Origin of the sequence: Pseudomonas sp. S31, assembly GCF_016648105.1 — a bacterium.
Classification (GTDB): Bacteria; Pseudomonadota; Gammaproteobacteria; order Pseudomonadales; family Pseudomonadaceae; genus Aquipseudomonas.
On record NZ_JACVVE010000009.1, the window covers coordinates 139,117 to 159,833 of the forward strand.

The 20,717-nt window shown below is 65.3% G+C and carries 18 protein-coding genes; 14 read left to right on the forward strand and 4 right to left on the reverse strand.

Features of this window, described 5'->3' with window-relative positions:
• Positions 1-119: 119 nt before the first annotated feature.
• From gatB to gatC, 3 genes are read right to left on the reverse strand one after another with little or no spacing between them, the layout of a single operon-like run.
• Entirely contained in the window at positions 120-1,565 is a 1,446-nt protein-coding gene (gene gatB / locus IAE37_RS09590) for an Asp-tRNA(Asn)/Glu-tRNA(Gln) amidotransferase subunit GatB (protein ID WP_201172704.1), read from the reverse strand.
• A gap of 11 nt (positions 1,566-1,576) precedes the next feature.
• Positions 1,577-3,028 carry an Asp-tRNA(Asn)/Glu-tRNA(Gln) amidotransferase subunit GatA gene (gene gatA / locus IAE37_RS09595; RefSeq protein WP_201172707.1) on the reverse strand — a complete coding sequence of 484 codons (1,452 nt, stop codon included), beginning with the start codon at positions 3,026-3,028 and terminating at the stop codon, positions 1,577-1,579.
• Between the two features lie 15 nt (positions 3,029-3,043).
• Positions 3,044-3,331, reverse strand: a complete 288-nt coding sequence (gene gatC / locus IAE37_RS09600; RefSeq protein ID WP_201172709.1) for an Asp-tRNA(Asn)/Glu-tRNA(Gln) amidotransferase subunit GatC — start codon at positions 3,329-3,331, stop codon at positions 3,044-3,046.
• A 204-nt stretch (positions 3,332-3,535) separates the two neighbouring features.
• Between gatC and mreB the strand changes: the two genes are divergently transcribed.
• The 8 genes from mreB to tldD all read left to right on the forward strand — a co-directional run bounded on the left by mreB (position 3,536) and on the right by tldD (position 14,598).
• The gene (mreB, locus tag IAE37_RS09605) at positions 3,536-4,573 is read left to right on the forward strand and encodes a rod shape-determining protein MreB (RefSeq protein ID WP_003255163.1); all 1,038 of its coding nucleotides are present in this window, start codon (positions 3,536-3,538) and stop codon (positions 4,571-4,573) included.
• Between the two features lie 164 nt (positions 4,574-4,737).
• Positions 4,738-5,775 (forward strand): rod shape-determining protein MreC, encoded by a 1,038-nt coding sequence (gene mreC, locus IAE37_RS09610; RefSeq protein ID WP_201172751.1) that lies wholly within the window; start codon positions 4,738-4,740, stop codon positions 5,773-5,775.
• The gene (gene mreD, locus IAE37_RS09615; protein ID WP_201172711.1) at positions 5,775-6,263 is read left to right on the forward strand and encodes a rod shape-determining protein MreD; all 489 of its coding nucleotides are present in this window, start codon (positions 5,775-5,777) and stop codon (positions 6,261-6,263) included. Before mreC ends, mreD begins: the two co-directional genes overlap by 1 nt.
• 33 nt (positions 6,264-6,296) lie before the next feature.
• Positions 6,297-6,896 (forward strand): Maf family protein, encoded by a 600-nt coding sequence (locus IAE37_RS09620; protein WP_201172713.1) that lies wholly within the window; start codon positions 6,297-6,299, stop codon positions 6,894-6,896.
• Positions 6,897-6,950: 54 nt separating this feature from the next.
• The gene (rng, locus tag IAE37_RS09625; RefSeq protein ID WP_201172714.1) at positions 6,951-8,408 is read left to right on the forward strand and encodes a ribonuclease G; all 1,458 of its coding nucleotides are present in this window, start codon (positions 6,951-6,953) and stop codon (positions 8,406-8,408) included.
• Positions 8,409-8,486: 78 nt separating this feature from the next.
• The gene (locus tag IAE37_RS09630; protein ID WP_201172715.1) at positions 8,487-12,296 is read left to right on the forward strand and encodes a YhdP family protein; all 3,810 of its coding nucleotides are present in this window, start codon (positions 8,487-8,489) and stop codon (positions 12,294-12,296) included.
• Positions 12,297-12,304: 8 nt separating this feature from the next.
• Complete coding sequence (locus IAE37_RS09635; RefSeq protein ID WP_201172716.1) at positions 12,305-13,156, forward strand: carbon-nitrogen hydrolase family protein; 852 nt, start codon at positions 12,305-12,307, stop codon at positions 13,154-13,156.
• A gap of 2 nt (positions 13,157-13,158) precedes the next feature.
• Positions 13,159-14,598, forward strand: coding sequence for a metalloprotease TldD (gene tldD / locus IAE37_RS09640; protein ID WP_201172718.1), 1,440 nt, complete (start codon positions 13,159-13,161; stop codon positions 14,596-14,598).
• 83 nt (positions 14,599-14,681) lie between these two features.
• On the opposite strand, the gene yjgA is transcribed toward tldD, so the two are convergent.
• Complete coding sequence (yjgA, locus tag IAE37_RS09645; protein ID WP_201172720.1) at positions 14,682-15,203, reverse strand: ribosome biogenesis factor YjgA; 522 nt, start codon at positions 15,201-15,203, stop codon at positions 14,682-14,684.
• A gap of 108 nt (positions 15,204-15,311) precedes the next feature.
• On the opposite strand from yjgA, the gene pmbA reads away from it, so the two are divergent.
• From pmbA to IAE37_RS09675, 6 genes are all read left to right on the forward strand, one after another.
• On the forward strand, positions 15,312-16,658 hold the full coding sequence (gene pmbA / locus IAE37_RS09650; RefSeq protein WP_201172722.1) for a metalloprotease PmbA: 1,347 nt from the start codon (positions 15,312-15,314) through the stop codon (positions 16,656-16,658).
• Positions 16,659-16,876: 218 nt separating this feature from the next.
• Positions 16,877-17,278, forward strand: a complete 402-nt coding sequence (locus IAE37_RS09655) for a FagA protein (RefSeq protein ID WP_201172725.1) — start codon at positions 16,877-16,879, stop codon at positions 17,276-17,278.
• Positions 17,271-18,647, forward strand: coding sequence for a class II fumarate hydratase (locus IAE37_RS09660; RefSeq protein WP_201172728.1), 1,377 nt, complete (start codon positions 17,271-17,273; stop codon positions 18,645-18,647). Before IAE37_RS09655 ends, IAE37_RS09660 begins: the two co-directional genes overlap by 8 nt.
• A gap of 29 nt (positions 18,648-18,676) precedes the next feature.
• Positions 18,677-19,132, forward strand: a complete 456-nt coding sequence (locus IAE37_RS09665; RefSeq protein WP_201172731.1) for a hypothetical protein — start codon at positions 18,677-18,679, stop codon at positions 19,130-19,132.
• Position 19,133: 1 nt separating this feature from the next.
• A complete protein-coding gene (locus IAE37_RS09670) occupies positions 19,134-19,745 on the forward strand; it encodes a superoxide dismutase (protein ID WP_201172734.1) in 612 nt (203 codons plus the stop codon).
• 10 nt (positions 19,746-19,755) lie between these two features.
• Positions 19,756-20,649 (forward strand): ZIP family metal transporter, encoded by an 894-nt coding sequence (locus tag IAE37_RS09675; RefSeq protein ID WP_201172737.1) that lies wholly within the window; start codon positions 19,756-19,758, stop codon positions 20,647-20,649.
• The last annotated feature ends 68 nt before the right edge of the window (positions 20,650-20,717 follow it).

Sequence of the window (20,717 nt, forward strand, 5' to 3'; positions counted from 1 at the left end):
TCTCCTGGTGCGGCCATTCGCGGCTAAAGCCGCTCCTACAGGTACAGCGCTGTACCTGTAGGAGCGGCTTTAGCCGCGAACGAGGGCGAAGCCCTCGCAGCATTACGGGGGTAAAACAATCACCCTTCGAGCTTGGCCTTGAGCAATTGGTTCACCTGCCCCGGGTTGGCCTTGCCTTTCGACGCCTTCATCGCCTGGCCTACGAAGAAGCCGAACATCTTGCCGCGCTTGGCCTCGTCGGCGGCGCGGTACTGTTCGACCTGCTCGGCGTTGGCCGCCAGCACTTCGTCGAGCATCTTGTCGATCGCACCGGTGTCGGTGACCTGCTTGAGGCCTTTGCTTTCGATGATGCTGTCGGCATCGCCTTCACCGGCGGCCATGGCCTCGAACACGGTCTTGGCGATCTTGCCGCTGATGGTGTTGTCGCGGATGCGCAGCAGCATGCCACCCAGGTGCGCGGCGCTGACCGGCGCCTGGTCGATCTCGACGCCCAGCTTGTTCAGCAGGCTGCCCAGTTCGACCATGACCCAGTTGGCGGCCAGCTTGGCGTCGCCACCGATCTTCACCACTTCCTCGAAGTAGTCCGCCTGCTCGCGGCTGGAAGCCAGCACGTTGGCGTCGTAGGCCGACAGGCCGTACTGGCTCTGGAAGCGCTCGACCTTCTGCGGCGGCAGCTCCGGCAGGCCGGCGCGGACGGTTTCGAGGAAGCTGTCCTCGATGACCACCGGCAGCAGGTCCGGGTCGGGGAAGTAACGGTAGTCGTTGGCTTCTTCCTTGCTGCGCATGGAGCGAGTCTCGTCCTTGTTCGGGTCGTACAGGCGGGTTTCCTGCACTACCTTGCCGCCGTCCTCGATCAGGTCGATCTGGCGCTGGATCTCGCTGTTGATGGCGCGCTCGATGAAGCGGAACGAGTTGACGTTCTTGATTTCGCAGCGGGTGCCGAACTCGGTCTGGCCTTTCGGGCGGATCGACACGTTGCAGTCGCAACGCAGCGAGCCTTCGGCCATGTTGCCGTCGCAGATGCCCAGGTAACGCACCAGGGCGTGAATGGCCTTGACGTAGGCCACGGCTTCCTTGGCGCTGCGCATGTCCGGCTCGGAGACGATCTCCAGCAGCGGGGTGCCGGCGCGGTTCAGGTCGATGCCGGTGGAGCCGCTGAAGTCTTCGTGCAGGCTCTTGCCGGCGTCTTCTTCCAGGTGCGCACGGGTGACGCCGATGCGTTTGATGGTGCCGTCTTCCAGGGCGATGTCCAGGTGGCCCTTGCCGACGATCGGCAGGTCCATCTGGCTGATCTGGTAGCCCTTGGGCAGGTCGGGGTAGAAGTAGTTCTTGCGTGCGAACACGTTGCGCTTGCCGATCTCGGCGTCGATCGCCAGGCCGAACATGCAGGCCATGCGCACGGCTTCCTGGTTAAGCACCGGCAATACGCCAGGCATGCCGAGGTCGACCAGGCTGGCCTGGGTGTTCGGCTCGGAGCCGAAGGTGGTGGCGCTGCCGGAGAAGATCTTCGACTGGGTGGCCAGCTGGGTATGAATCTCCAGCCCGATCACAACTTCCCATTGCATGTGTGAATTCCTCAGAAGCCGTTGGGGGCGCGGGTGTGCCAGTCGGTGACTTGCTGGTAGCGGTGCGCGACGTTGAGCAGGCGGCCTTCCTGGAAGTACGGGGCCAGCAGTTGCACGCCGACCGGCAGGCCATCGACGAAGCCGGCTGGCATCGACAGGCCCGGCAGGCCCGCCAGGTTGGCGGTGATGGTGTAGACGTCTTCAAGGTAGGCAGCGACCGGGTCGCTGCTCTTGGCGCCGAGCTTCCAGGCCGGGTTCGGCGTGGTCGGGCCGAGGATCAGGTCGACGTCTTCGAAGGCGCTCATGAAGTCGTTCTTGATCAGCCGGCGGATCTGCTGGGCCTTGACGTAGTAGGCATCGTAGTAGCCGGCCGACAGGGCATAGGTGCCGACCATGATGCGCCGCTGCACCTCGGTGCCGAAGCCTTCGCCACGCGAACGCTTGTACAGGTCGGTGAGGTCTTTGGGCTCTTCGCAGCGGTAGCCGAAGCGCACGCCGTCGAAGCGCGACAGGTTGGAGGAAGCTTCGGCGGGCGCGATCACGTAGTACGCGGGAATGGCGTGCTGCATGTTCGGCAGGCTGATTTCCTTGACCACCGCGCCGAGTTTTTCCAGCTCCTTGACGCTGGCCTGGACCAATTCGGCGATGCGCGGGTCGAGGCCGGCACCGAAATACTCCTTCGGCAGGCCGATGCGCAGGCCTTGCAGCGAGCCGCCCAGGCTGGCGCTGTAGTCCGGCACCGGCTCGTCGATGCTGGTGGAGTCCTTGGCGTCGAAGCCGGCCATGCCTTGCAGCAGCAGGGCGCAGTCTTCGGCGGTACGCGCCAGCGGGCCACCCTGGTCGAGGCTTGAGGCATAGGCGATCATGCCCCAGCGCGACACGCGACCGTACGTCGGCTTGAGGCCGGTAAGGTTGGTCAGGGCCGCCGGCTGGCGGATCGAGCCACCGGTGTCGGTGCCGGTGGTGGCCGGCAGCAGGCGCGCGGCGACGGCGGCGGCCGAGCCACCGGACGAGCCACCTGGCACGTGCTCGAGGTTCCAGGGGTTCTTCACCGCGCCGTAGTGGCTGGACTCGTTGGCCGAACCCATGGCGAACTCGTCCATGTTGGTCTTGCCCAGGGTGACCATGCCGGCTTCGGCCAGCTTGGCGACCACGGTGGCGTCATACGGCGCCTTGAAGTTGTCGAGCATCTTCGAGCCGCAGCTGGTGCGCACGCCCAAGGTGCAGAACAGGTCCTTGTGGGCGATGGGGGCGCCCAGCAGCGCGCCGTTTTCGCCAGCGGCGCGACGGGCGTCGGCGGCACGGGCCTGGCCCAGGGCCAGCTCTTCGGTGACGCTGATGAAGCTGTTGATCTGCGGGTCGAGTTGCTTGACGCGCGCCAGCAGGGCGCCGGTCAGCTCTTCGGAGGAAAACGACTTGTCGGCGAGTCCGCGGGCGATCTCGGCCAGGGTCAATTCATGCATGGCAGGCTCTATCCCTTACTCGATGACTTTGGGAACCAGGTACAGACCGCTTTCGGTCGAGGGTGCGATGGCCTGGTAGGCGTCGCGCTGGTTGCTTTCGGTGACCTGGTCGGGGCGCAGGCGCTGGCTGGCCTCCAGGGGGTGGGCCAGGGGCTCGATGCCATTGGTGTCGACCGCTTGCATCTGGTCGACCAGGCCGAGAATGCTGTTCAGGGCATCGGTAATGCGTGGCAGTTCGCCTTCATTCAGGCCCAGGCGGGCCAGATGGGCGATCTTTTCCACGTCGCAGCGTTCAAGCGCCATGGGGATCTCCAGGGGAAACAAAGAACGGAATCGGGTCCGCAGTGAGGAACATGTCAGCATTTTGGCGGTCTAACGGCCGCGATCATCTGCTGGCGTGCTCGGAAAAACAGCCAATTTAACATATTGGCTCCTTGCCCAAAATCCCTGCCATTGTTAGAGTTTGCCGCACTTTTTTACCCACGCTTTCCCCAGGGTCACTTTCCCATGTTCAAGAAACTGCGTGGCATGTTTTCCAGCGATCTCTCCATCGACCTGGGTACTGCCAACACCCTTATTTACGTGCGTGAGCGCGGTATCGTCCTGAATGAGCCCTCGGTTGTTGCCATCCGTACCCACGGCAACCAGAAAAGCGTCGTCGCCGTCGGTACCGAAGCCAAGCGCATGCTGGGCCGTACGCCTGGCAACATTGCTGCCATTCGTCCGATGAAGGACGGCGTGATCGCCGACTTCAGCGTTTGTGAAAAAATGTTGCAGTACTTCATCAACAAGGTTCACGAGAACAGCTTCCTGCAGCCGAGCCCGCGCGTGCTGATCTGCGTGCCGTGCAAGTCGACCCAGGTCGAGCGCCGCGCCATTCGTGAATCGGCACTGGGTGCCGGTGCCCGTGAGGTATTCCTGATCGAAGAGCCGATGGCCGCCGCGATCGGCGCCGGGCTGCCGGTCGAGGAAGCCCGTGGCTCGATGGTCGTCGATATCGGTGGCGGTACCACCGAAATCGCCCTCATCTCGCTGAACGGCGTGGTCTATGCCGAATCCGTTCGCGTCGGCGGCGACCGCTTCGACGAAGCCATCGTCACCTACGTGCGCCGTAACTACGGCAGCCTGATCGGCGAATCCACCGCCGAACGTATCAAGCAGGAAATCGGCACTGCCTATCCGGGCGGCGAAGTGCGTGAAGTCGACGTGCGTGGCCGTAACCTGGCCGAAGGCGTGCCGCGCGCCTTCACCCTGAACTCCAACGAGGTGCTCGAGGCACTGCAGGAGTCGCTGGCGACCATCGTCCAGGCGGTCAAGAGCGCCCTGGAGCAGTCGCCGCCGGAGCTGGCCTCCGACATCGCCGAGCGTGGCCTGGTGCTGACCGGTGGTGGTGCCCTGCTGCGCGACCTGGACAAGCTGCTGGCCCAGGAAACCGGCCTGCCGGTGATCGTCGCCGAAGACCCGCTGACCTGCGTCGCCCGTGGCGGCGGTCGTGCCCTGGAAATGATGGACAAGCACGCGATGGACCTGCTCTCCAGCGAGTGATTCCGCTCGCTGTGCCCGAGCGCCCGGTTTACAGGTAGCACGCGCAGTGCTACCTGTATGCGTTGGGCAGGCGCCTGTCGTGCGCCGTTTCCGTCAACCCGCAACCAGGCTGGTGCGTTGTCCCATGTCCCATGACTTCCTGAGTCGTCCGCGAGGAACGGCCCATTAAACCGCTTTTCTCCAAGGGCCCCTCGCTGGGCGTGCGCCTGCTCGTGCTGGTGGTGCTGTCCGTCGCGCTGATGGTGGTCGACGCGCGCTTCGCCGTGCTCAAGCCGGTGCGCAGCCAGATGGGCCTGGTGTTGATGGAGTCGTACTGGATCACCGACCTGCCGCAGCGTTTGTGGCAAGGCGTGGCAGGCCAGTTCGGCAGCCGCACCGAGCTGATCGCCGAAAACGAGAAACTCAAGACCGAAGCCCTGCTCCTGCAGGGGCGCCTGCAGAAGCTGGCGGCCCTGACCGAACAGAACGTGCGCCTGCGCGAGTTGCTCAACTCTTCGGCCCTGGTCAACGAGAAGGTCGAAGTGGCCGAGCTGATCGGCGTCGACCCCAACCCGTTCACCCATCGCATCCTGATCAACAAGGGCGAGCGTGACGGGGTGTTCCTCGGCCAGCCGGTGCTCGACGCGCGCGGCCTGATGGGCCAGGTGGTCGAGCTCATGCCCTACACTTCGCGCGTGCTGCTGCTCACCGATACCACCCACAGCATTCCCGTGCAGGTCAACCGCAATGGCCTGCGGGCCATCGCCAGTGGTACCGGCAACCCGGAGCGCCTCGAACTGCGTCACGTGGCCGATACCGCCGACATCAAGGAAGGCGACCTGCTGGTCAGTTCTGGCATGGGGCAGCGCTTCCCGGCCGGCTACCCGGTGGCCACGGTCAACGAGGTCATCCACGATTCTGGCCAGCCGTTCGCCATCGTCCGCGCCATTCCCACTGCCGCGCTCAACCGCAGCCGTTACATGCTGCTGGTATTCAGCGACCGGCGAACCCCGGAACAGCGCGCCACGGAGGCGGCCATCGCCCAGGAAGAAGCCGACCGCAAGGGCGCGGCGACCCCGGCCCAGCCGGCCACCGAGGCTGCAGCCCCAGGCGCGGCCGTGCCCGCCGCGCCGGCAACGCCAGCCCCGGCCCCGGCCGTTCCCACCGTTGCGCCAGCGGCTCCTGCCGCCCCGGCGGCGCCGGCCCAACCCCGGAGACAATGATGCCTGCTTCGCGCCGCAATCACGGCTGGGTGATCTGGCTGACCTTCGCCATCGGCCTGCTGCTCAGCGTCTCGCCCATGCCGCAGTTCATGGAAGTGTTCCGGCCCATGTGGCTGGCCCTGCTGGTGTCGTTCTGGACCCTGGCGGTACCGAACAAGGTCGGCATGACCACGGCCTTCGTCCTGGGCCTCGCCGAGGACGTGCTGTATGGCACGCTGCTGGGGCAGAACGCCCTGATCCTCACCCTGATCACCTTCCTGGTGCTGTCTCTGCAGCAGCGCCTGCGCATGTTTCCCATGTGGCAGCAGAGCCTGGTGATTCTGGTGGTGTTCGGCATCGCCCAGCTGATCCAGCTGTGGCTCAGCGCGCTCACCGGCAACCGCCTGCCGACCCTGGCGCTGGTCTGGTCGGCGGTCATCAGTGCCTTGCTCTGGCCTTGGATCAGCTTCGCCCTGCGCGACCTGCGCCGGCGCTTGCACATCAACTGACGGCGCCGCCACCACTGACAGGGAGATGTCCACATGACCCCGCTTTACCTGGCTTCCGGCTCACCACGGCGGCGTGAACTGCTGACTCAGATCGGCGTGCCGTTCAGCGTTGTCAGTGCCCCTGTCGATGAAACCCCCTTGCCCGGTGAAGGTGTTTCGGCCTACGCCGTACGCTTGGCGCGCGCCAAGGCCGAGGCGGGTCTTGCCCAGTTGAGCGGCCCCGGCGTGGTGCTGGGTGCCGATACCGTGGTGTCGAGCCAGGCCAGAATCCTCGGCAAACCGCGTGATCGCGCCCACGCACTGGAAATGCTCGGCGAGCTTTCCGATGACCATCACCAGGTGATCACCGCCGTCGCGATTACCGATGGCCAGCGTTGCTTGGACGTCTGCGTGAGCACCGACGTGTATTTTCGCGCCATCAGCCAAGCGGAGGCGCTGCGCTACTGGGAGACCGGCGAGCCGCTGGACAAGGCCGGAGGCTATGCCATCCAGGGCTTGGGCGCAGTGTTCGTCCGCGAGCTGGTGGGCAGTTATTCCACGGTGGTCGGCCTGCCACTGTTCGAGACCGCCCAGCTGCTCGAGCAGTTCTCCATCGCCTGCTGGCAGCAGCACGAGGTTTCAGCGCCGCGCTAGCCAGCAATCCGACAGCGATCCATCATTACCGAAGACTTTGGACGAGAGCCTGCCATGAGTGAAGAGATCCTGATCAACATCACCCCGATGGAATCGCGCGTGGCAGTGGTGGAAAACGGTGTGCTGCAAGAGGTGCATGTCGAGCGTACGCAGCGCCGGGGCATCGTCGGCAATATCTACAAGGGCAAGGTGGTGCGCGTGCTGCCGGGGATGCAGGCGGCCTTCGTCGACATCGGCCTGGAGCGTGCCGCGTTCATCCACGCCTCGGAAATTTCCCAGCGCGAGGGCTCTGCGGTCGAGAACATTACCGCCCTCGTGCATGAAGGCCAGGCATTGGTGGTGCAGGTGACCAAGGACCCGATCGGCACCAAGGGCGCCCGCCTGACCACCCAGCTGTCCATTCCCTCGCGCTACCTGGTGTACATGCCCCGCAGCAGCCATGTCGGCATTTCGCTGAAGATCGAGGACGAAGCCGAGCGCGAGCGCCTCAAGCAGGTGGTCAGCGATTGCATGGACAGCGAGAACATCAAGGATGCCGGTGGTTTCATCCTGCGTACCGCCGCCGAGGGCGCGCGCAGCGAAGAGATCCTCCAGGATATCCGCTACCTGCGCAGGCTCTGGGAGCAGATCGGCAGCCAGATCAAGACCTGCGGCGCACCCACGGTGATCTACGAAGACCTCGGCCTGGCGCTGCGTACCCTGCGCGACCTGGTCAACCCGAAGATCGAGAAGATTCGCATCGATTCGCGGGAAACCTTCCAGAAGACCACGCAGTTCGTCGTCGAACTGATGCCGGAAGTCGCCGACCGCCTGGAGCACTACCCCGGCGAACGGCCCATCTTCGACCTGTACGGCGTCGAGGACGAGATTCAGCGCGCCCTTGAGCGCAAGGTGCCGCTCAAGTCCGGTGGCTACCTGGTGGTCGATCCTGCCGAGGCGATGACCACCATCGACGTCAACACCGGGGCGTTCGTCGGCCACCGCAATCTCGAGGAAACCATCTTCAAGACCAACCTCGAGGCGGCCACGGCCATTGCCCGGCAACTGCGCCTGCGCAACATCGGCGGCATCATCATCATCGACTTCATCGACATGGAAGACGAGGAGCACCAGCGGCAAGTGCTGCGGACCCTGGAAAAACAGCTAGAACGCGACCATGCCAAGACCAACATCATCGGTATCACCGAGCTCGGCCTGGTGCAGATGACCCGCAAGCGCACCCGCGAGAGCCTGGAGCAGGTGCTGTGCGAACCCTGCCTGGCCTGCCAGGGGCGCGGCAAGCTGAAAACCCCTGAAACCATTTGCTACGAGATCTTCCGCGAGATTCTTCGCGAGGCCCGCGCCTACCAGGCCGAAGGCTATCGCGTGCTGGCCAACCAGAAGGTGGTCGATCGCCTGCTCGACGAGGAGTCGGGCAACGTGGCCGAGCTGGAGGCATTCATCGGCCGAACCATCCGCTTCCAGGTCGAGTCGATGTATTCACAGGAACAATACGATGTGGTGCTGCTCTGACTCTTTGTAGAAAGGGGTCGGGCTGGCAAAACCGGTACTTCGAGCCATGATGGATAGACGACTTGGAGGGCCACGGCAATGGGGCGTCTGACCCGCGTTCCGGTTGCCATGACCCGCTGGGGCCTTGGCATCTGCGCGCTGCTGGCAGTACTCGTCGCGTTGTACGTCAGCCTCGGTCGGCAACTGGTGCCGCTGGTGGCCGAGTACCGCGCCGACGTGGAAGCCAAGGCCGAGCAGGCCCTGGGCCTGCCGGTGCATATCGGCGCGCTCGAAGGGCGCTGGAGCGGCCTGGTGCCGGTGCTGCGACTGCGCGATCTGCAGCTTGGCGAAGGGGCCTCGGCGTTGCGCCTGGACGATGTGCGCGTGGTACCCGATCTGTGGGCCAGTCTCATGGCTCGCCAGATACGCCTGGCCCACATCCAGCTCAGCGGCCTGCAGCTGATCGCCCGTGAAGACGAACAGGGCGGTTGGGCCCTCGAAGGCCTGCCGAAGAAAGACGACGCCCCGCTGGATCCGGCCACTGCGTTGGAGCGCCTACGCCAACTGGGGCGTGTCGATGTGTTCGACAGCCAGGTCACCTTGCATTCCTGGCAGCGTGATCCGCTGACCCTCACCTACGTCAGTGTCGGTTTGCAGGCCGGCCCTTCGCGCCAGGCCCTCGACCTGCGCGCCACCTTGCCCGACGGCCAGCCCCTGGCGTTGACCCTGCGCAGCCGCGCCACGGCCGATGCCTGGCGTGACGGCAGCGCCGAAGCCTACCTGAGCCTGCCGCAAAGCGACTGGTCACGCTGGCTGCCGCCGCGCCTGCTGGGCCAGTGGCAGGCCGACGTGCTGCGCGCGGGTGGCGAGGTCTGGGTCGATTGGCGCAAGGGCGCGCTGGAGCGGGCGGTGGTGCGCCTCAATGCCCCCGAGTTGCGCGGTGCCTACACCGGGCGCCAGGCGGCCCAACTGGACAACCTGGCCCTGGGGGCCTGGTTCCAGCGTCGCGACCAAGGTTTCGAGGTGGCGATCGACTCGCTGGCCGCGAGTATCGGCAAGACGCGCTGGGAGTCCCATCTGCAACTGCGCCAGCGTGACGGCCAGGAGGGGGACGGCCCAACCTGGCAGGTACAGGCCGACCGCCTCGACCTGACGCCGCTGACGCCGCTGATCGATGCCCTGGCGCCGCTGCCGGACAAGCTCATGGCGGTGGTCGATGGGCTCAAGGTGACCGGGGCGTTGCGTAACGTGCGCCTGGACATCCGGCCAAAGGCCGAGGGCGACCAACGCCTGCAGTTTGCCGCCAACCTGGACAAGATCGGCTTCGACGCCTACCACGGCGCGCCGGCGGCCGGCAATGTCAGCGGCAGCATCAGCGGCGACCTCGGGCACGGCGAACTGCGCCTGGATACCGACGCATTCATGCTGCATCTATACCCGATCTTCGGCAAACCCTGGCAGTACCAGAAGGCCAACGCACGCCTGACCTGGACCCTGGACAAGGACAGCTTCACGCTGGTCGCCCCCTACATCAAGGTGCTGGGCGAGGAAGGCAAGATCGCCGCTGACTTCCTTATCCGCCTGTTCCTGGAGCCGGATCATGAGAGCTACATGGACCTGCGGGTCGGCCTGACCGAAGGTGATGGCCGCTACACCGCCAAGTACCTGCCCGAAGTGCTCAGCCCGGCGCTGGACGAGTGGCTGCGCAGCGCCATCGTCAAGGGCAACGTCGAACAGGGCTACTTCCAGTACCAGGGCTCGCTCAACCACGGCGCCACGCCAGAGGCGCGCAGCATCAGCCTGTTCTTCAAGGTCAATGATGCCGCGCTCGACTTCCAGCCTGGCTGGCCCCAGGTGCAGCATGTCGATGGCGATGTGCTGATCGAGGACAGCGGTGTGCGCATCAAGGCGCGCAAGGGCTTGTTGCTCGATACCCAGGTCAGCGATGTCAGTGTCGATATCCCACATGTGCAGGAGGGCCAGCATAGCCACCTGTACCTGGACGGCGACTTCGCCGGGACCTTGGGCGATGGGCTGAAGATCCTCAAGGAAGCACCAATCGGCACTGGCGAGATCTTCGCTGGCTGGGAGGGCGAGGGCCCGTTGAATGGCAAGGTGAAACTGGACATTCCGCTGGCCCATGGCGAACACCCGAAAGTGCTGGTCGATTTTGCCACTCATGACGCGCGTCTCAAGGTGGCGCCGCCAGCCCTGGAACTCAGCCGCTTGAAAGGCGATTTTAGCTTCGACCTGGACAAGGGCCTGAGCGGCAAGGGCATCAGCCTGCAGGCATTCGGCAAGCCGGTGACCGCGCAGATCGTCGCCCAGGGCGAGCCTGGGCAGATGCAGACCCGCATCGATGCCAATGGCCAGGTTGGGCTCAAGGCCCTGACCGACTGGTTGCAGTTCAACCAGGCCCTGCCGGCTTCGGGCGAACTGCCTTACCAGTTGCAGCTCAACCTGGGTAAGCGGGACAACAGCCTGAATGTCGGTTCGTCGCTCAAAGGCTTGGCCATCGACCTGCCGGCACCGTTCGGCAAGGCGGCTGCCGAGACGCGCGACAGCCGCTTCAGCATGACCCTGCAGGGGGCCGAACGCCGCTTCGACGCGGCCTACGCCGATCTTGCACGGTTCGCCTACGCAGCGCCGGCAGACAAGCTTGTCCAGGGGCGCGGGGAGTTACTGCTGGGCACCGGTACGGCCCAGGTACCGGCTGGCCAGGGTTTGCGCGTGCGTGGGCGGCTGGAAACCCTCGATCTCGCTCCCTGGCAAGCCCAGGCCGAGCGCCTCGGCGGCAGCGACCCGGGAGGCAATGCCCGGCAGAGCTTGCAGAGCGTCGACCTGAGCATCGGCCAGCTCAAGGCCTTCGGCATGGACCTGAACCAGGCCGTGGTGCGCCTGGCCCGAGGCGGCCCGGCGTGGGACCTGCGCCTGGACAGCCGGGAGGTGATCGGCAATGCGCGGCTGCCGGATGCCAAGGGTGCGGCCATGTCGGTGCGCCTGCAGACCTTGCGCCTGCCCGCCGCTGACCCGGCCCAGGCACAGAGCGAGGAGGGCCCGGATCCGCTGGCCGACTTCGATCCGCGCAAGGTTCCGGCTCTGGACCTGACCATCGACAAGCTCTACCGGGGCGACGACTTCTACGGCAGTGCGGCGATCAAGCTGCGCCCCACCGTGCGTGGCGTCTCGGCGGACGATATCGACCTGTCATTCAAGGGGCTGCGCATCGACGGCAGTGGTGGCTGGGAGGGCACTCCTGGCACCACCAGCAGCTGGTACAAGGGCCGGCTGGATGGCAAGAACCTGGGTGACGTGCTCAAGGCCTGGGGCTTTGCTCCGACCGTGACCAGCCGCGACTTCCGCCTGGACGTCGATGGCCGCTGGCCGGGCTCGCCAGCCTGGGTCGGCCTCGATCGTTTCTCCGGCAGCATGGACGCGGCGCTGCGCAGCGGCCAGTTCGTCGAGGTCGAAGGCAGCGCCCAGGCACTGCGCATATTCGGCCTGCTCAACTTCAACGCCATCGGTCGCCGCCTGCGCCTGGACTTCTCCGACCTGTTCTCCAAGGGCTTGGCCTACGATCGGGTCAAGGGCCTGCTGGTGGCCAGCAATGGGGTCTATGTCACCCGCGAACCGATCACGGTCACCGGGCCATCGAGTAATTTCGAGCTCGAAGGTACGCTGGACATGGTCCGCGACCAAATCAACGCCAATTTGCAGGTATCGCTGCCGGTGACCAACAACCTGCCGCTGGCAGCGCTGATCGTCGGTGCCCCGGCTGTCGGTGGGGCGTTGTTCCTGGTCGATCGGCTGATCGGCGACCGAGTGTCGCGCTTCGCCAGCGTGCACTATCGGGTCGAGGGGCCGGTGAAAGAGCCTAGAATCACATTTGTGAAACCTTTCGATAAATAGAGGTGCGGATGAAGGCAGCGGTGATCCAGATGGTCAGTCAGGACGATGTGCTGGCCAACCTGCAGCGGGCCGGCGCCCTGCTGGAGCAGGCTGCGCAGGGTGGCGCGCGACTGGCCGTGCTGCCGGAAAACTTCGCCGCCATGGGCCGGCGCGACGCCGCCGCGCTGGGCCGTGCCGAAGCACTGGGCGATGGGCCGATCCTGCCCTGGTTGAAACGCACCGCCCGCGACCTCAGGTTATGGATTGTCGGCGGTACCGTGCCGTTGCCACCGCAAGGCCAGCCAGACGCCAAGGCACATGCCTGCTCGCTGCTGATCGACGAGCACGGCGAGATTGCCGCGCGCTACGACAAGCTGCACCTGTTCGACGTGGACGTGGCCGACCAGCGGGGTCGCTATCGCGAGTCCGATGACTACGCCCATGGTGCCGAGGTGGTGGTCGCCGACACGCCGGTGGGGCGGGTGGGCTTGAGCGTCTGTTACGACCTGCGCTTCCCGGAGCTGTACAGCGCCCTTCGCGCTGCCGGCGCCGAGCTGATCACCGCGCCTGCGGCGTTCACCGCCGTCACGGGGGCAGCGCATTGGGAAGTGCTGATCCGCGCACGGGCCATCGAGACCCAGTGCTACCTGTTGGCTGCGGCCCAGGGCGGCACTCATCCAGGGCCGCGGGAGACCCACGGCCATGCAGCGATCGTCGACCCCTGGGGGCGGATCGTCGCCGAACAAGCGCAAGGCGAAGCGGTATTGCTCGTCGAGCGCGATAAAGACGAACAGGCGTCCATAAGGGCGCGCATGCCGGTGGTTTCGCACCGGCGCTTTTTCTCGCAGGACGCTTTGCGGCCTGCGCACACCGTGGAGTGATTATGAGCCAGATGTTATCCACCGTCAGCGAGCAGCTCCTGGCCCCCGGCGGGCTGACCCTGGACAGCCTGCAGGCAGTGCTGGGCGAGCTGGCCGGGCCGGGTATCGATGCTGCCGACCTGTATTTCCAGGGCCAGATATCCGAGACCTGGGCGCTGGAGGACGGCATCGTCAAGGAAGGCAGTTTCAACCTCGACCAGGGCGTGGGCGTTCGCGCCCAGTCCGGTGAGAAGACCGGCTTCGCCTACAGCAATGCCATCAACCTGGAAGCACTGACGTCCGCTGCCCGTGCCGCCCGGTCGATTTCCCGCGCTGGGCAGAATGGGCAGGTCCAGGCGTTCCGTAGCCAGGACGTGCCGGCGCTGTACGCAGCGGACAACCCGCTGGATGTGCTCAGCCGTGCCGAAAAGGTCGAGCTGCTCAAGCGGGTCGATGCCGCCACCCGGGCCCTGGACCCACGTATCCAGCAGGTCAGCGTGAGCATGGCCGGGGTCTGGGAGCGGATTCTCATCGCCGCCGCCGATGGCAGCCTGGCCGCCGACGTGCGACCACTGGTGCGTTTCAACGTCAGCGTCATCGTCGAGCAGAATGGTCGGCGCGAGCGTGGCGGGCAGGGCGGTGGCGGGCGCACCGACTACCGCTTCTTCACCGAGGAGCGGGTCATGGGCTATGCCCGCGAGGCCCTGCGCCAGGCGCTGGTGAACCTCGAGGCGATTCCTGCGCCGGCGGGTACGTTGCCAGTAGTGCTGGGCTCCGGTTGGTCCGGCGTGCTGTTGCACGAAGCGGTCGGGCATGGCCTGGAGGGTGACTTCAACCGCAAGGGCAGCTCGGCGTTCAGTGGCCGGATCGGCGAGAAAGTCGCCTCGAGCCTCTGCACCATCGTCGACGACGGTACGCTCGAAGGTCGCCGCGGCTCGCTCAGTGTCGATGATGAAGGTACCCCGACCGAGTGCACCACACTGATCGAGAACGGCATCCTCAAGGGCTATATGCAGGACAAGCTCAATGCCCGGCTGATGGGCATGGCCGTAACCGGCAACGGTCGCCGCGAATCCTATGCGCACCTGCCGATGCCGCGCATGACCAATACCTATATGCGTGCCGGCGAAAGCGATCCGCAGGAAATCATCGCCTCGGTGAAGAAGGGTATCTACTGCGCCAACCTCGGCGGCGGCCAGGTGGACATCACCAGCGGCAAGTTCGTGTTCTCCACCAGCGAGGCGTACCTGATCGAGGATGGCAAGATCACCGCGCCGGTCAAGGGTGCGACCCTGATCGGCAACGGCCCTGAGGCCATGAGCCGGGTATCGATGGTCGGCAACGATTTGGCCCTGGACAGCGGCGTGGGGACCTGTGGCAAGGATGGGCAGTCGGTGCCGGTGGGGGTCGGGCAGCCGACGCTGAAGCTGGATGCGATTACCGTGGGCGGCACGGGTGCCTGATTGCCGTGGGGACCGCTATGCGGTCCATTCGCGGCGCAAGGCCGCTCCTACAGGGAGCGGGCCATGCGTCGATGCCCACGGTTTCAGCGCAGGCCGCGCTGCATTTCGTCGAGTTCGCGGATGTACTTGAACACCTTGCGCGCGGCGGCAGGCGGCTTGTTCCGCGCCTTTTCGTGCTGGGCATGGCGAATCAGCGAGCGCAACTGCTGGCGGTCGGTGTCGGGGAACTCGTTGACGAAGCGCTCGAGGTCTTCGTCATTGCCGTCGATCAGCCGGTCGCGCCAACGCTCGAGGCCGTGGAAGCGCTCGTTGTACTGGCGGGTGGAGCTGTCGATCTGTTCCAGTACGGCGTGGATGGCATCCAGGTCCTGGACACGCATCAGCTTGCCGACGAACGACATGTGGCGTTTGCGTGCGCCGTGGGCCGTGTGCTTGGCGGCCTCGTCCAAGGCCTTGCGCAGCTCGTCGGTCAGCGGCAGGCGCGCCAGGGTGTCGGCCTTGAGCGTGGTGAGGCGCTCGCCGAGTTCGACCAGCGCATGCAGCTCGCGCTTGATCTGGGTTTTGCTTTTTTCGCCGTCGAAGGCGTCGTCGTATGAATCAACCATGGTGGCAGTCCGCTAAAGATCGGCGCCATGATAACCAGTCGGGGGCCGCTTGTCCGGCCCGGTCGTAGAATGACCGTATCCGAACGCAGAATTTGAGTGGAGAAAACCATGAGTGCAGTCCAGAGCGTAGGCCCGAAGGACCTGCCAGCGTTGCAGGAACAGGTCGAGGCGATCGTCGCCGAGGCTCGTCGCCAGGGCGCCAGCGCCTGTGAAGTGGCGGTGTCGCTGGAGCAGGGCCTGTCCACCAGCGTGCGCCAGCGTGAGGTCGAGACGGTCGAGTTCAATCGCGACCAGGGCTTTGGCATCACCTTGTACATCGGCCAGCGTAAAGGGTCGGCCAGCACCTCGGCCAGTGGCGCGGAGGCGATCCGCGAAACCGTCGCGGCGGCCCTGGCCATCGCCAAGCACACCTCCGAGGATGAATGTGCGGGCCTGGCCGATGCGGCGCTGATGGCCCGCGAGATTCCCGATCTCGATCTTTACCATGACTGGGCCCTGGAGCCGGAGAAGGCCATCGAGATGGCCCTGACCTGCGAAGCGGCCGCGTTCGATGCCGATCCACGCATCCTAAACGCCGATGGCACCACGCTCAACACGCACCAGGGCTGTCGGGTGTATGGCAACAGCCATGGCTTCATCGGCGGTTATGCCTCGACCCGGCACAGCCTGAGCTGCGTGATGATCGCCGAAGGCGAGGGGCAGATGCAGCGTGACTACTGGTATGACGTCAACCGCCAGGGCAACCTGTTGGCCGACCCGCGCAGCATTGGCCAGCGCGCTGCCCAGCGTGCCGCTAGCCGTCTGGGCGCACGTCCGGTGCCGACCTGCGAGGTGCCGGTGCTGTTCTCTGCTGAGCTGGCCGGTGGGTTGTTCGGCAGTTTCCTGTCGGCGATTTCGGGGGGCAACCTGTATCGCAAGTCGTCCTTCCTCGAGGGGGCGATCGGCCAACGCCTGTTCCCGTCCTGGTTGTCGCTCGACGAGCGTCCGCATATCCCGCAGGCCCTGGGCAGCGCCGCATTCGACGGCGACGGCCTGGCCACCTATGCCAAACCGTTCGTCGACAAGGGCGAGCTGGTGTCGTACCTGCTTGGCACTTATTCCGGGCGCAAGCTGGGCCTGCCCAGCACGGCCAACTCCGGTGGGGTGCACAACCTGTATGTCAGCCATGGGGTCGAGGACCAGGCCGCGCTGATCCGCCGCATGGGCCGTGGTTTGCTGGTGACCGAGTTGATGGGGCACGGCCTGAACATGGTTACCGGTGATTACTCCCGCGGCGCGGCGGGCTTCTGGGTCGAGAACGGCGAGATCCAGCATGCGGTGCAGGAAGTGACTATCGCCGGCAACATGAAGGACATGTTCCAGCAGATCGTGGCGATTGGCAGCGATCTTGAGACGCGCAGCAATATCCATACGGGGTCGGTGTTGATCGAGCGGATGACTGTCGCGGGGAGCTGATGCAGCGCCTGTGCCGGCCTCTTCGCGGGTAAACCCGCTCCTACACGGGACGAAGATGCCCTGTAGGAGCGGGTTTACCCGCGAAGAGGCCGGCACAGGAAAAATCGATACCCAGAAAAACCCGGCCCTCGCGCCGGGTTTTTTACTTTAGTCGCCCACCTCTTGAAGTGATTCTAGTTATCAATTAATAATGAATATCATTATCCAGTCACCCGGCGATGATGTTCATGAAAACCGTCCTCCACGAGCTGCCCTACCTGGAAAACTGGCGCTGGCTCAGCCGGCGCATCCGTTGCGCCCTCGAGCCCGACGAGCCGCGCCTGATCGAGCACTACCTGGCCGAAGGCCGCTATCTGGTGTGCTGCACCGAAACGTCGCCATGGACGGTGGCGCTGACCTCCTTCCGCCTGCTGCTGGATACCGCCTGCGACCGCATGCTGCCCTGGCATTGGCGCTGCCTGTGTCTTGACCAGGCCTGGCGCCCGCTGCTGCAACTGCGCAACCTCGACCGCCAGGAGCAGAACCAGCGCTGGCAGCCCTACGCCTTGCAACTGGCGAACTGTGTGCTGCTGCCTTCGATTTCCCCCGATGACCTGATGCAAGGATTTGAAGATGAGTGATACCCGAATCGAGCGTGACAGCATGGGCGAGCTGCAGGTGCCAGCCCAGGCCCTGTACGGTGCCCAGACCCAGCGCGCGGTCGACAACTTCCCGATCAGCGGCCAGCGCATGCCGGCCCAGTTCATCCGTGCCCTGCTGCTGGCCAAGGCAGCAGCGGCCAAGGCCAACATCGAGCTGGAGCAGCTGTCCGCCGCCCAGGGCCAGGCCATCGTCAGCGCCGTGGAGCAGTTGCTGGCAAGCGACTTCATTCAGCATTTCCCGGTGGATGTGTTCCAGACCGGGTCCGGCACCAGCTCGAACATGAATGCCAACGAGGTGATCGCCACCCTGGCCACGCGCGTGCTGGGTGAACCGGTCAACGCCAACGACCACGTCAACTGCGGCCAGAGCAGCAACGACATCATTCCCACCACCATCCACACCAGCGCCGCGCTGGCGCTGCACGAGCAACTGCTGCCGGCCCTCGGCCACCTGGTGCAGGTGATCGAGGCGAAGTCCGCGCAGGTGCATCAGTACGTGAAGACCGGTCGCACCCACCTGATGGACGCCATGCCCGTGCGCATGAGCCAGGTTCTCGACGGCTGGGCCGCGCAGGTCAACGCCGCCAAGGCGCACATCGAGGCGACCTTGCCCAGCGTGCAGGCCCTGGCCCAGGGTGGCACCGCAGTGGGCACCGGGATCAATGCCCACCCGCAGTTCGCCGCCGGCTTCGCCCGCCAGCTCAGCGCCCTGACTAAAATCGAGTTCACCCCGGGGCAGAACCTGTTCGCCCTGATCGGCTCCCAGGACACCGCCGTGGCGCTGTCGGGCCAGCTCAAGACCACTGCCGTGGCACTGATGAAGATCGCCAACGACCTGCGCTGGATGAACTCCGGCCCGCTGGCCGGGCTCGGCGAGATCGAGCTGCAAGGCCTGCAGCCCGGTTCGTCGATCATGCCGGGCAAGGTCAACCCGGTCATTCCCGAAGCCACCGCCATGGTCGCAGCCCAGGTGATCGGCAACGACGCCACCATCGCCGTCGCCGGCCAGTCGGGCAACTTCGAGCTGAACGTGATGTTGCCAGTGATCGCGCGCAACCTGCTCGAAAGCATCGAACTGATGGCCAATGCCAGCCGCCTGCTGGCCGACAAGGCCATCGCCAGCTTCAAGGTCAACGAAGGCAAGCTCAAGGAGGCCTTGGCGCGCAACCCGATCCTGGTCACCGCGCTGAACCCGATCATCGGCTACCTCAAGGCGGCGGAAATTGCCAAGACCGCCTACAAGCAAGGTCGTCCGATCATCGACGTGGCACTGGAGCACACCGACCTGTCGCGTGACCAGCTCGAAGCGCTGCTGGATCCGGAAAAACTCACCGCCGGCGGTATCTGACGCGCTGTCCGCGTCGAGGAGAAAACGTCATGCAGCATTGGAAACGCACCACCGAAACCGCCAATCGCCTGTTCGAACAGGGGGAGTGGGTGGACGCCCGCGAGCACTACCTGCAAGCCCTGGCCCTGGCCCAGGTGCTGTTCGAGCGCTGGCATGACGTCGATGAGGCGGTGGCGGCATTCGTCATCGCCCATCACAACCTGGCGGACCTGCACCTGCGGCTCAACCAGCCGCACGAGAGCGCCGATTACCTCTGCGCCGCCCACCAGCGCCTGCTCCAGGCCAGCGGCGACGCACGCCTGCCCCAGGCGCTGAGGGATGCAGCGCTGCGGCACAGCAGCCGCACCTACACCGAGCTACTGGGCTTCATTGGCGAATATGGCCAGTACCCGCGTACCGAGCGGCTGCTCGGTCGTCATTCGCCCGAGCCCGCCGAGCTGGCTGTCCAGCCCGATGCCATCCAACCTGCCTATGGAATGCACTGACATGCCTCATACCTTGCCTGCACTGCCCTACGCCTACGATGCCCTGGAACCGCACATCGATGCGCAGACCATGGAAATCCACCACACCAAGCACCACCAGACCTATATCAACAACCTCAATGCCGCCATCGAGGGTACCGAGTGGGCCGAATGGCCGGTCGAGAAGCTGGTCGGTGCGGTCAAGCAACTGCCTGAGAAGCTCCAGCCTGCCGTGGTCAACCAAGGTGGGGGCCACGCCAACCACACCCTGTTCTGGACGGTCATGTCGCCCCAGGGTGGCGGCCAGCCGCAAGGTCAGGTGGCCAAGGCCATCGAGGCCGAACTTGGCGGCTTCGATGCCTTCAAGGATGCGTTCACCAAGGCCGCGCTTTCGCGCTTCGGCAGTGGCTGGGCATGGCTGAGCGTCACCCCGCAGAAGCGACTGGTCGTCGAAAGCAGCGGCAACCAGGACAGCCCACTGATGCATGGCAACACGCCGGTGCTGGGCCTGGACGTGTGGGAGCACGCCTACTACCTGAAGTATCAGAACCGTCGTCCGGAGTACATCGGTGCGTTCTACAACGTCATCGACTGGTCCGAGGTGGAGCGTCGTTACCTCGAAGCCCTGAAGTGAGTCGACCGGTATGCGCTCCGATGTGATGTCTGTCAGCAGTGTGCGCCTGTTTCGCCTGGCGGTGGGTACGCTGCTGTTGCTGGTGGGCACCGCGTTGTTGATTGCCCGTGGCATCGACTGGCTGGGCCTGGAACCACGGATGCTGCGGGCCCTGGAAGGCGGTGCGCTATGCGCGCTGGGCACGGCGCTTGGCGCGGTGCCGGTGCTGGTGATTCGCAACATGCCTGTGGCGCTTGCCGACACTCTGCTGGGCTTTGGTGCCGGTGTGATGCTGGCGGCAACGGCGTTTTCGCTGGTTATCCCGGGGTTGAGCGCGGCGCAGGCCATCGGCTTCAGCTCCTGGGGCGCCGCTGGCCTGATCAGCGCAGGGCTGATGTTGGGAGCGCTTTGCCTGTTCCTGGTCGACCTGAAGGTGTCCGGCGCCTCGCCTGAGGCCCTGGTCGGCAGCGAAAACCAGCCGGTCATCGCGGCGCGCATCTGGCTGTTCGTGATCGCCATCATCGCCCACAACATCCCCGAGGGCATGGCCATCGGTGTATCGGCAGGCGGCGGCATGGCCGATGCCGACAGCCTGGCCATGGGAATCGCCTTGCAGGACGTACCTGAGGGGTTGGTGATTGCGCTGGTCCTGGCTGGGGCAGGTATGCCCCGGTTCAAGGCATTCCTGATCGGCGCAGCCTCTGGCCTGGTGGAGCCGCTGGCAGCGGTGATCTGCGCGTGGCTGGTGAACGTCGCCGAACTGCTGTTGCCGCTTGGCCTGGCCTGCGCGGCGGGGGCCATGTTGCTGGTGGTGACCCAGGAGATCATTCCCGAGTCGCGCAGTAACGGCAATCACCGCCTGGCGAGTCTCGGGTTGTGCATCGGTTTCTGCCTGATGATGGCGATGGATACCGCCATGTCCTGAGTCGACTGGGTCGTGGGGGGGCGCGGGCGGGCGCGGCGGGGGGGGGGGGGGGTAGGCCCGCCGCCTGG

Bases quoted from the DNA above. Each gene is read 5' to 3' on its own strand.
- gatB (WP_201172704.1), bottom strand. From the start codon at position 1,565: ATGCAATGGGAAGTTGTGATCGGGCTGGAGATTCATACCCAGCTGGCC.
- gatA (WP_201172707.1), bottom strand. From the start codon at position 3,028: ATGCATGAATTGACCCTGGCCGAGATCGCCCGCGGACTCGCCGACAAG.
- gatC (WP_201172709.1), bottom strand. From the start codon at position 3,331: ATGGCGCTTGAACGCTGCGACGTGGAAAAGATCGCCCATCTGGCCCGC.
- mreB (WP_003255163.1), top strand. From the start codon at position 3,536: ATGTTCAAGAAACTGCGTGGCATGTTTTCCAGCGATCTCTCCATCGAC.
- mreD (WP_201172711.1), top strand. From the start codon at position 5,775: ATGCCTGCTTCGCGCCGCAATCACGGCTGGGTGATCTGGCTGACCTTC.
- IAE37_RS09620 (WP_201172713.1), top strand. From the start codon at position 6,297: ATGACCCCGCTTTACCTGGCTTCCGGCTCACCACGGCGGCGTGAACTG.
- rng (WP_201172714.1), top strand. From the start codon at position 6,951: ATGAGTGAAGAGATCCTGATCAACATCACCCCGATGGAATCGCGCGTG.
- IAE37_RS09630 (WP_201172715.1), top strand. From the start codon at position 8,487: ATGGGGCGTCTGACCCGCGTTCCGGTTGCCATGACCCGCTGGGGCCTT.
- IAE37_RS09635 (WP_201172716.1), top strand. From the start codon at position 12,305: ATGAAGGCAGCGGTGATCCAGATGGTCAGTCAGGACGATGTGCTGGCC.
- tldD (WP_201172718.1), top strand. From the start codon at position 13,159: ATGAGCCAGATGTTATCCACCGTCAGCGAGCAGCTCCTGGCCCCCGGC.
- yjgA (WP_201172720.1), bottom strand. From the start codon at position 15,203: ATGGTTGATTCATACGACGACGCCTTCGACGGCGAAAAAAGCAAAACC.
- pmbA (WP_201172722.1), top strand. From the start codon at position 15,312: ATGAGTGCAGTCCAGAGCGTAGGCCCGAAGGACCTGCCAGCGTTGCAG.
- IAE37_RS09655 (WP_201172725.1), top strand. From the start codon at position 16,877: ATGATGTTCATGAAAACCGTCCTCCACGAGCTGCCCTACCTGGAAAAC.
- IAE37_RS09660 (WP_201172728.1), top strand. From the start codon at position 17,271: ATGAGTGATACCCGAATCGAGCGTGACAGCATGGGCGAGCTGCAGGTG.
- IAE37_RS09665 (WP_201172731.1), top strand. From the start codon at position 18,677: ATGCAGCATTGGAAACGCACCACCGAAACCGCCAATCGCCTGTTCGAA.
- IAE37_RS09670 (WP_201172734.1), top strand. From the start codon at position 19,134: ATGCCTCATACCTTGCCTGCACTGCCCTACGCCTACGATGCCCTGGAA.
- IAE37_RS09675 (WP_201172737.1), top strand. From the start codon at position 19,756: ATGCGCTCCGATGTGATGTCTGTCAGCAGTGTGCGCCTGTTTCGCCTG.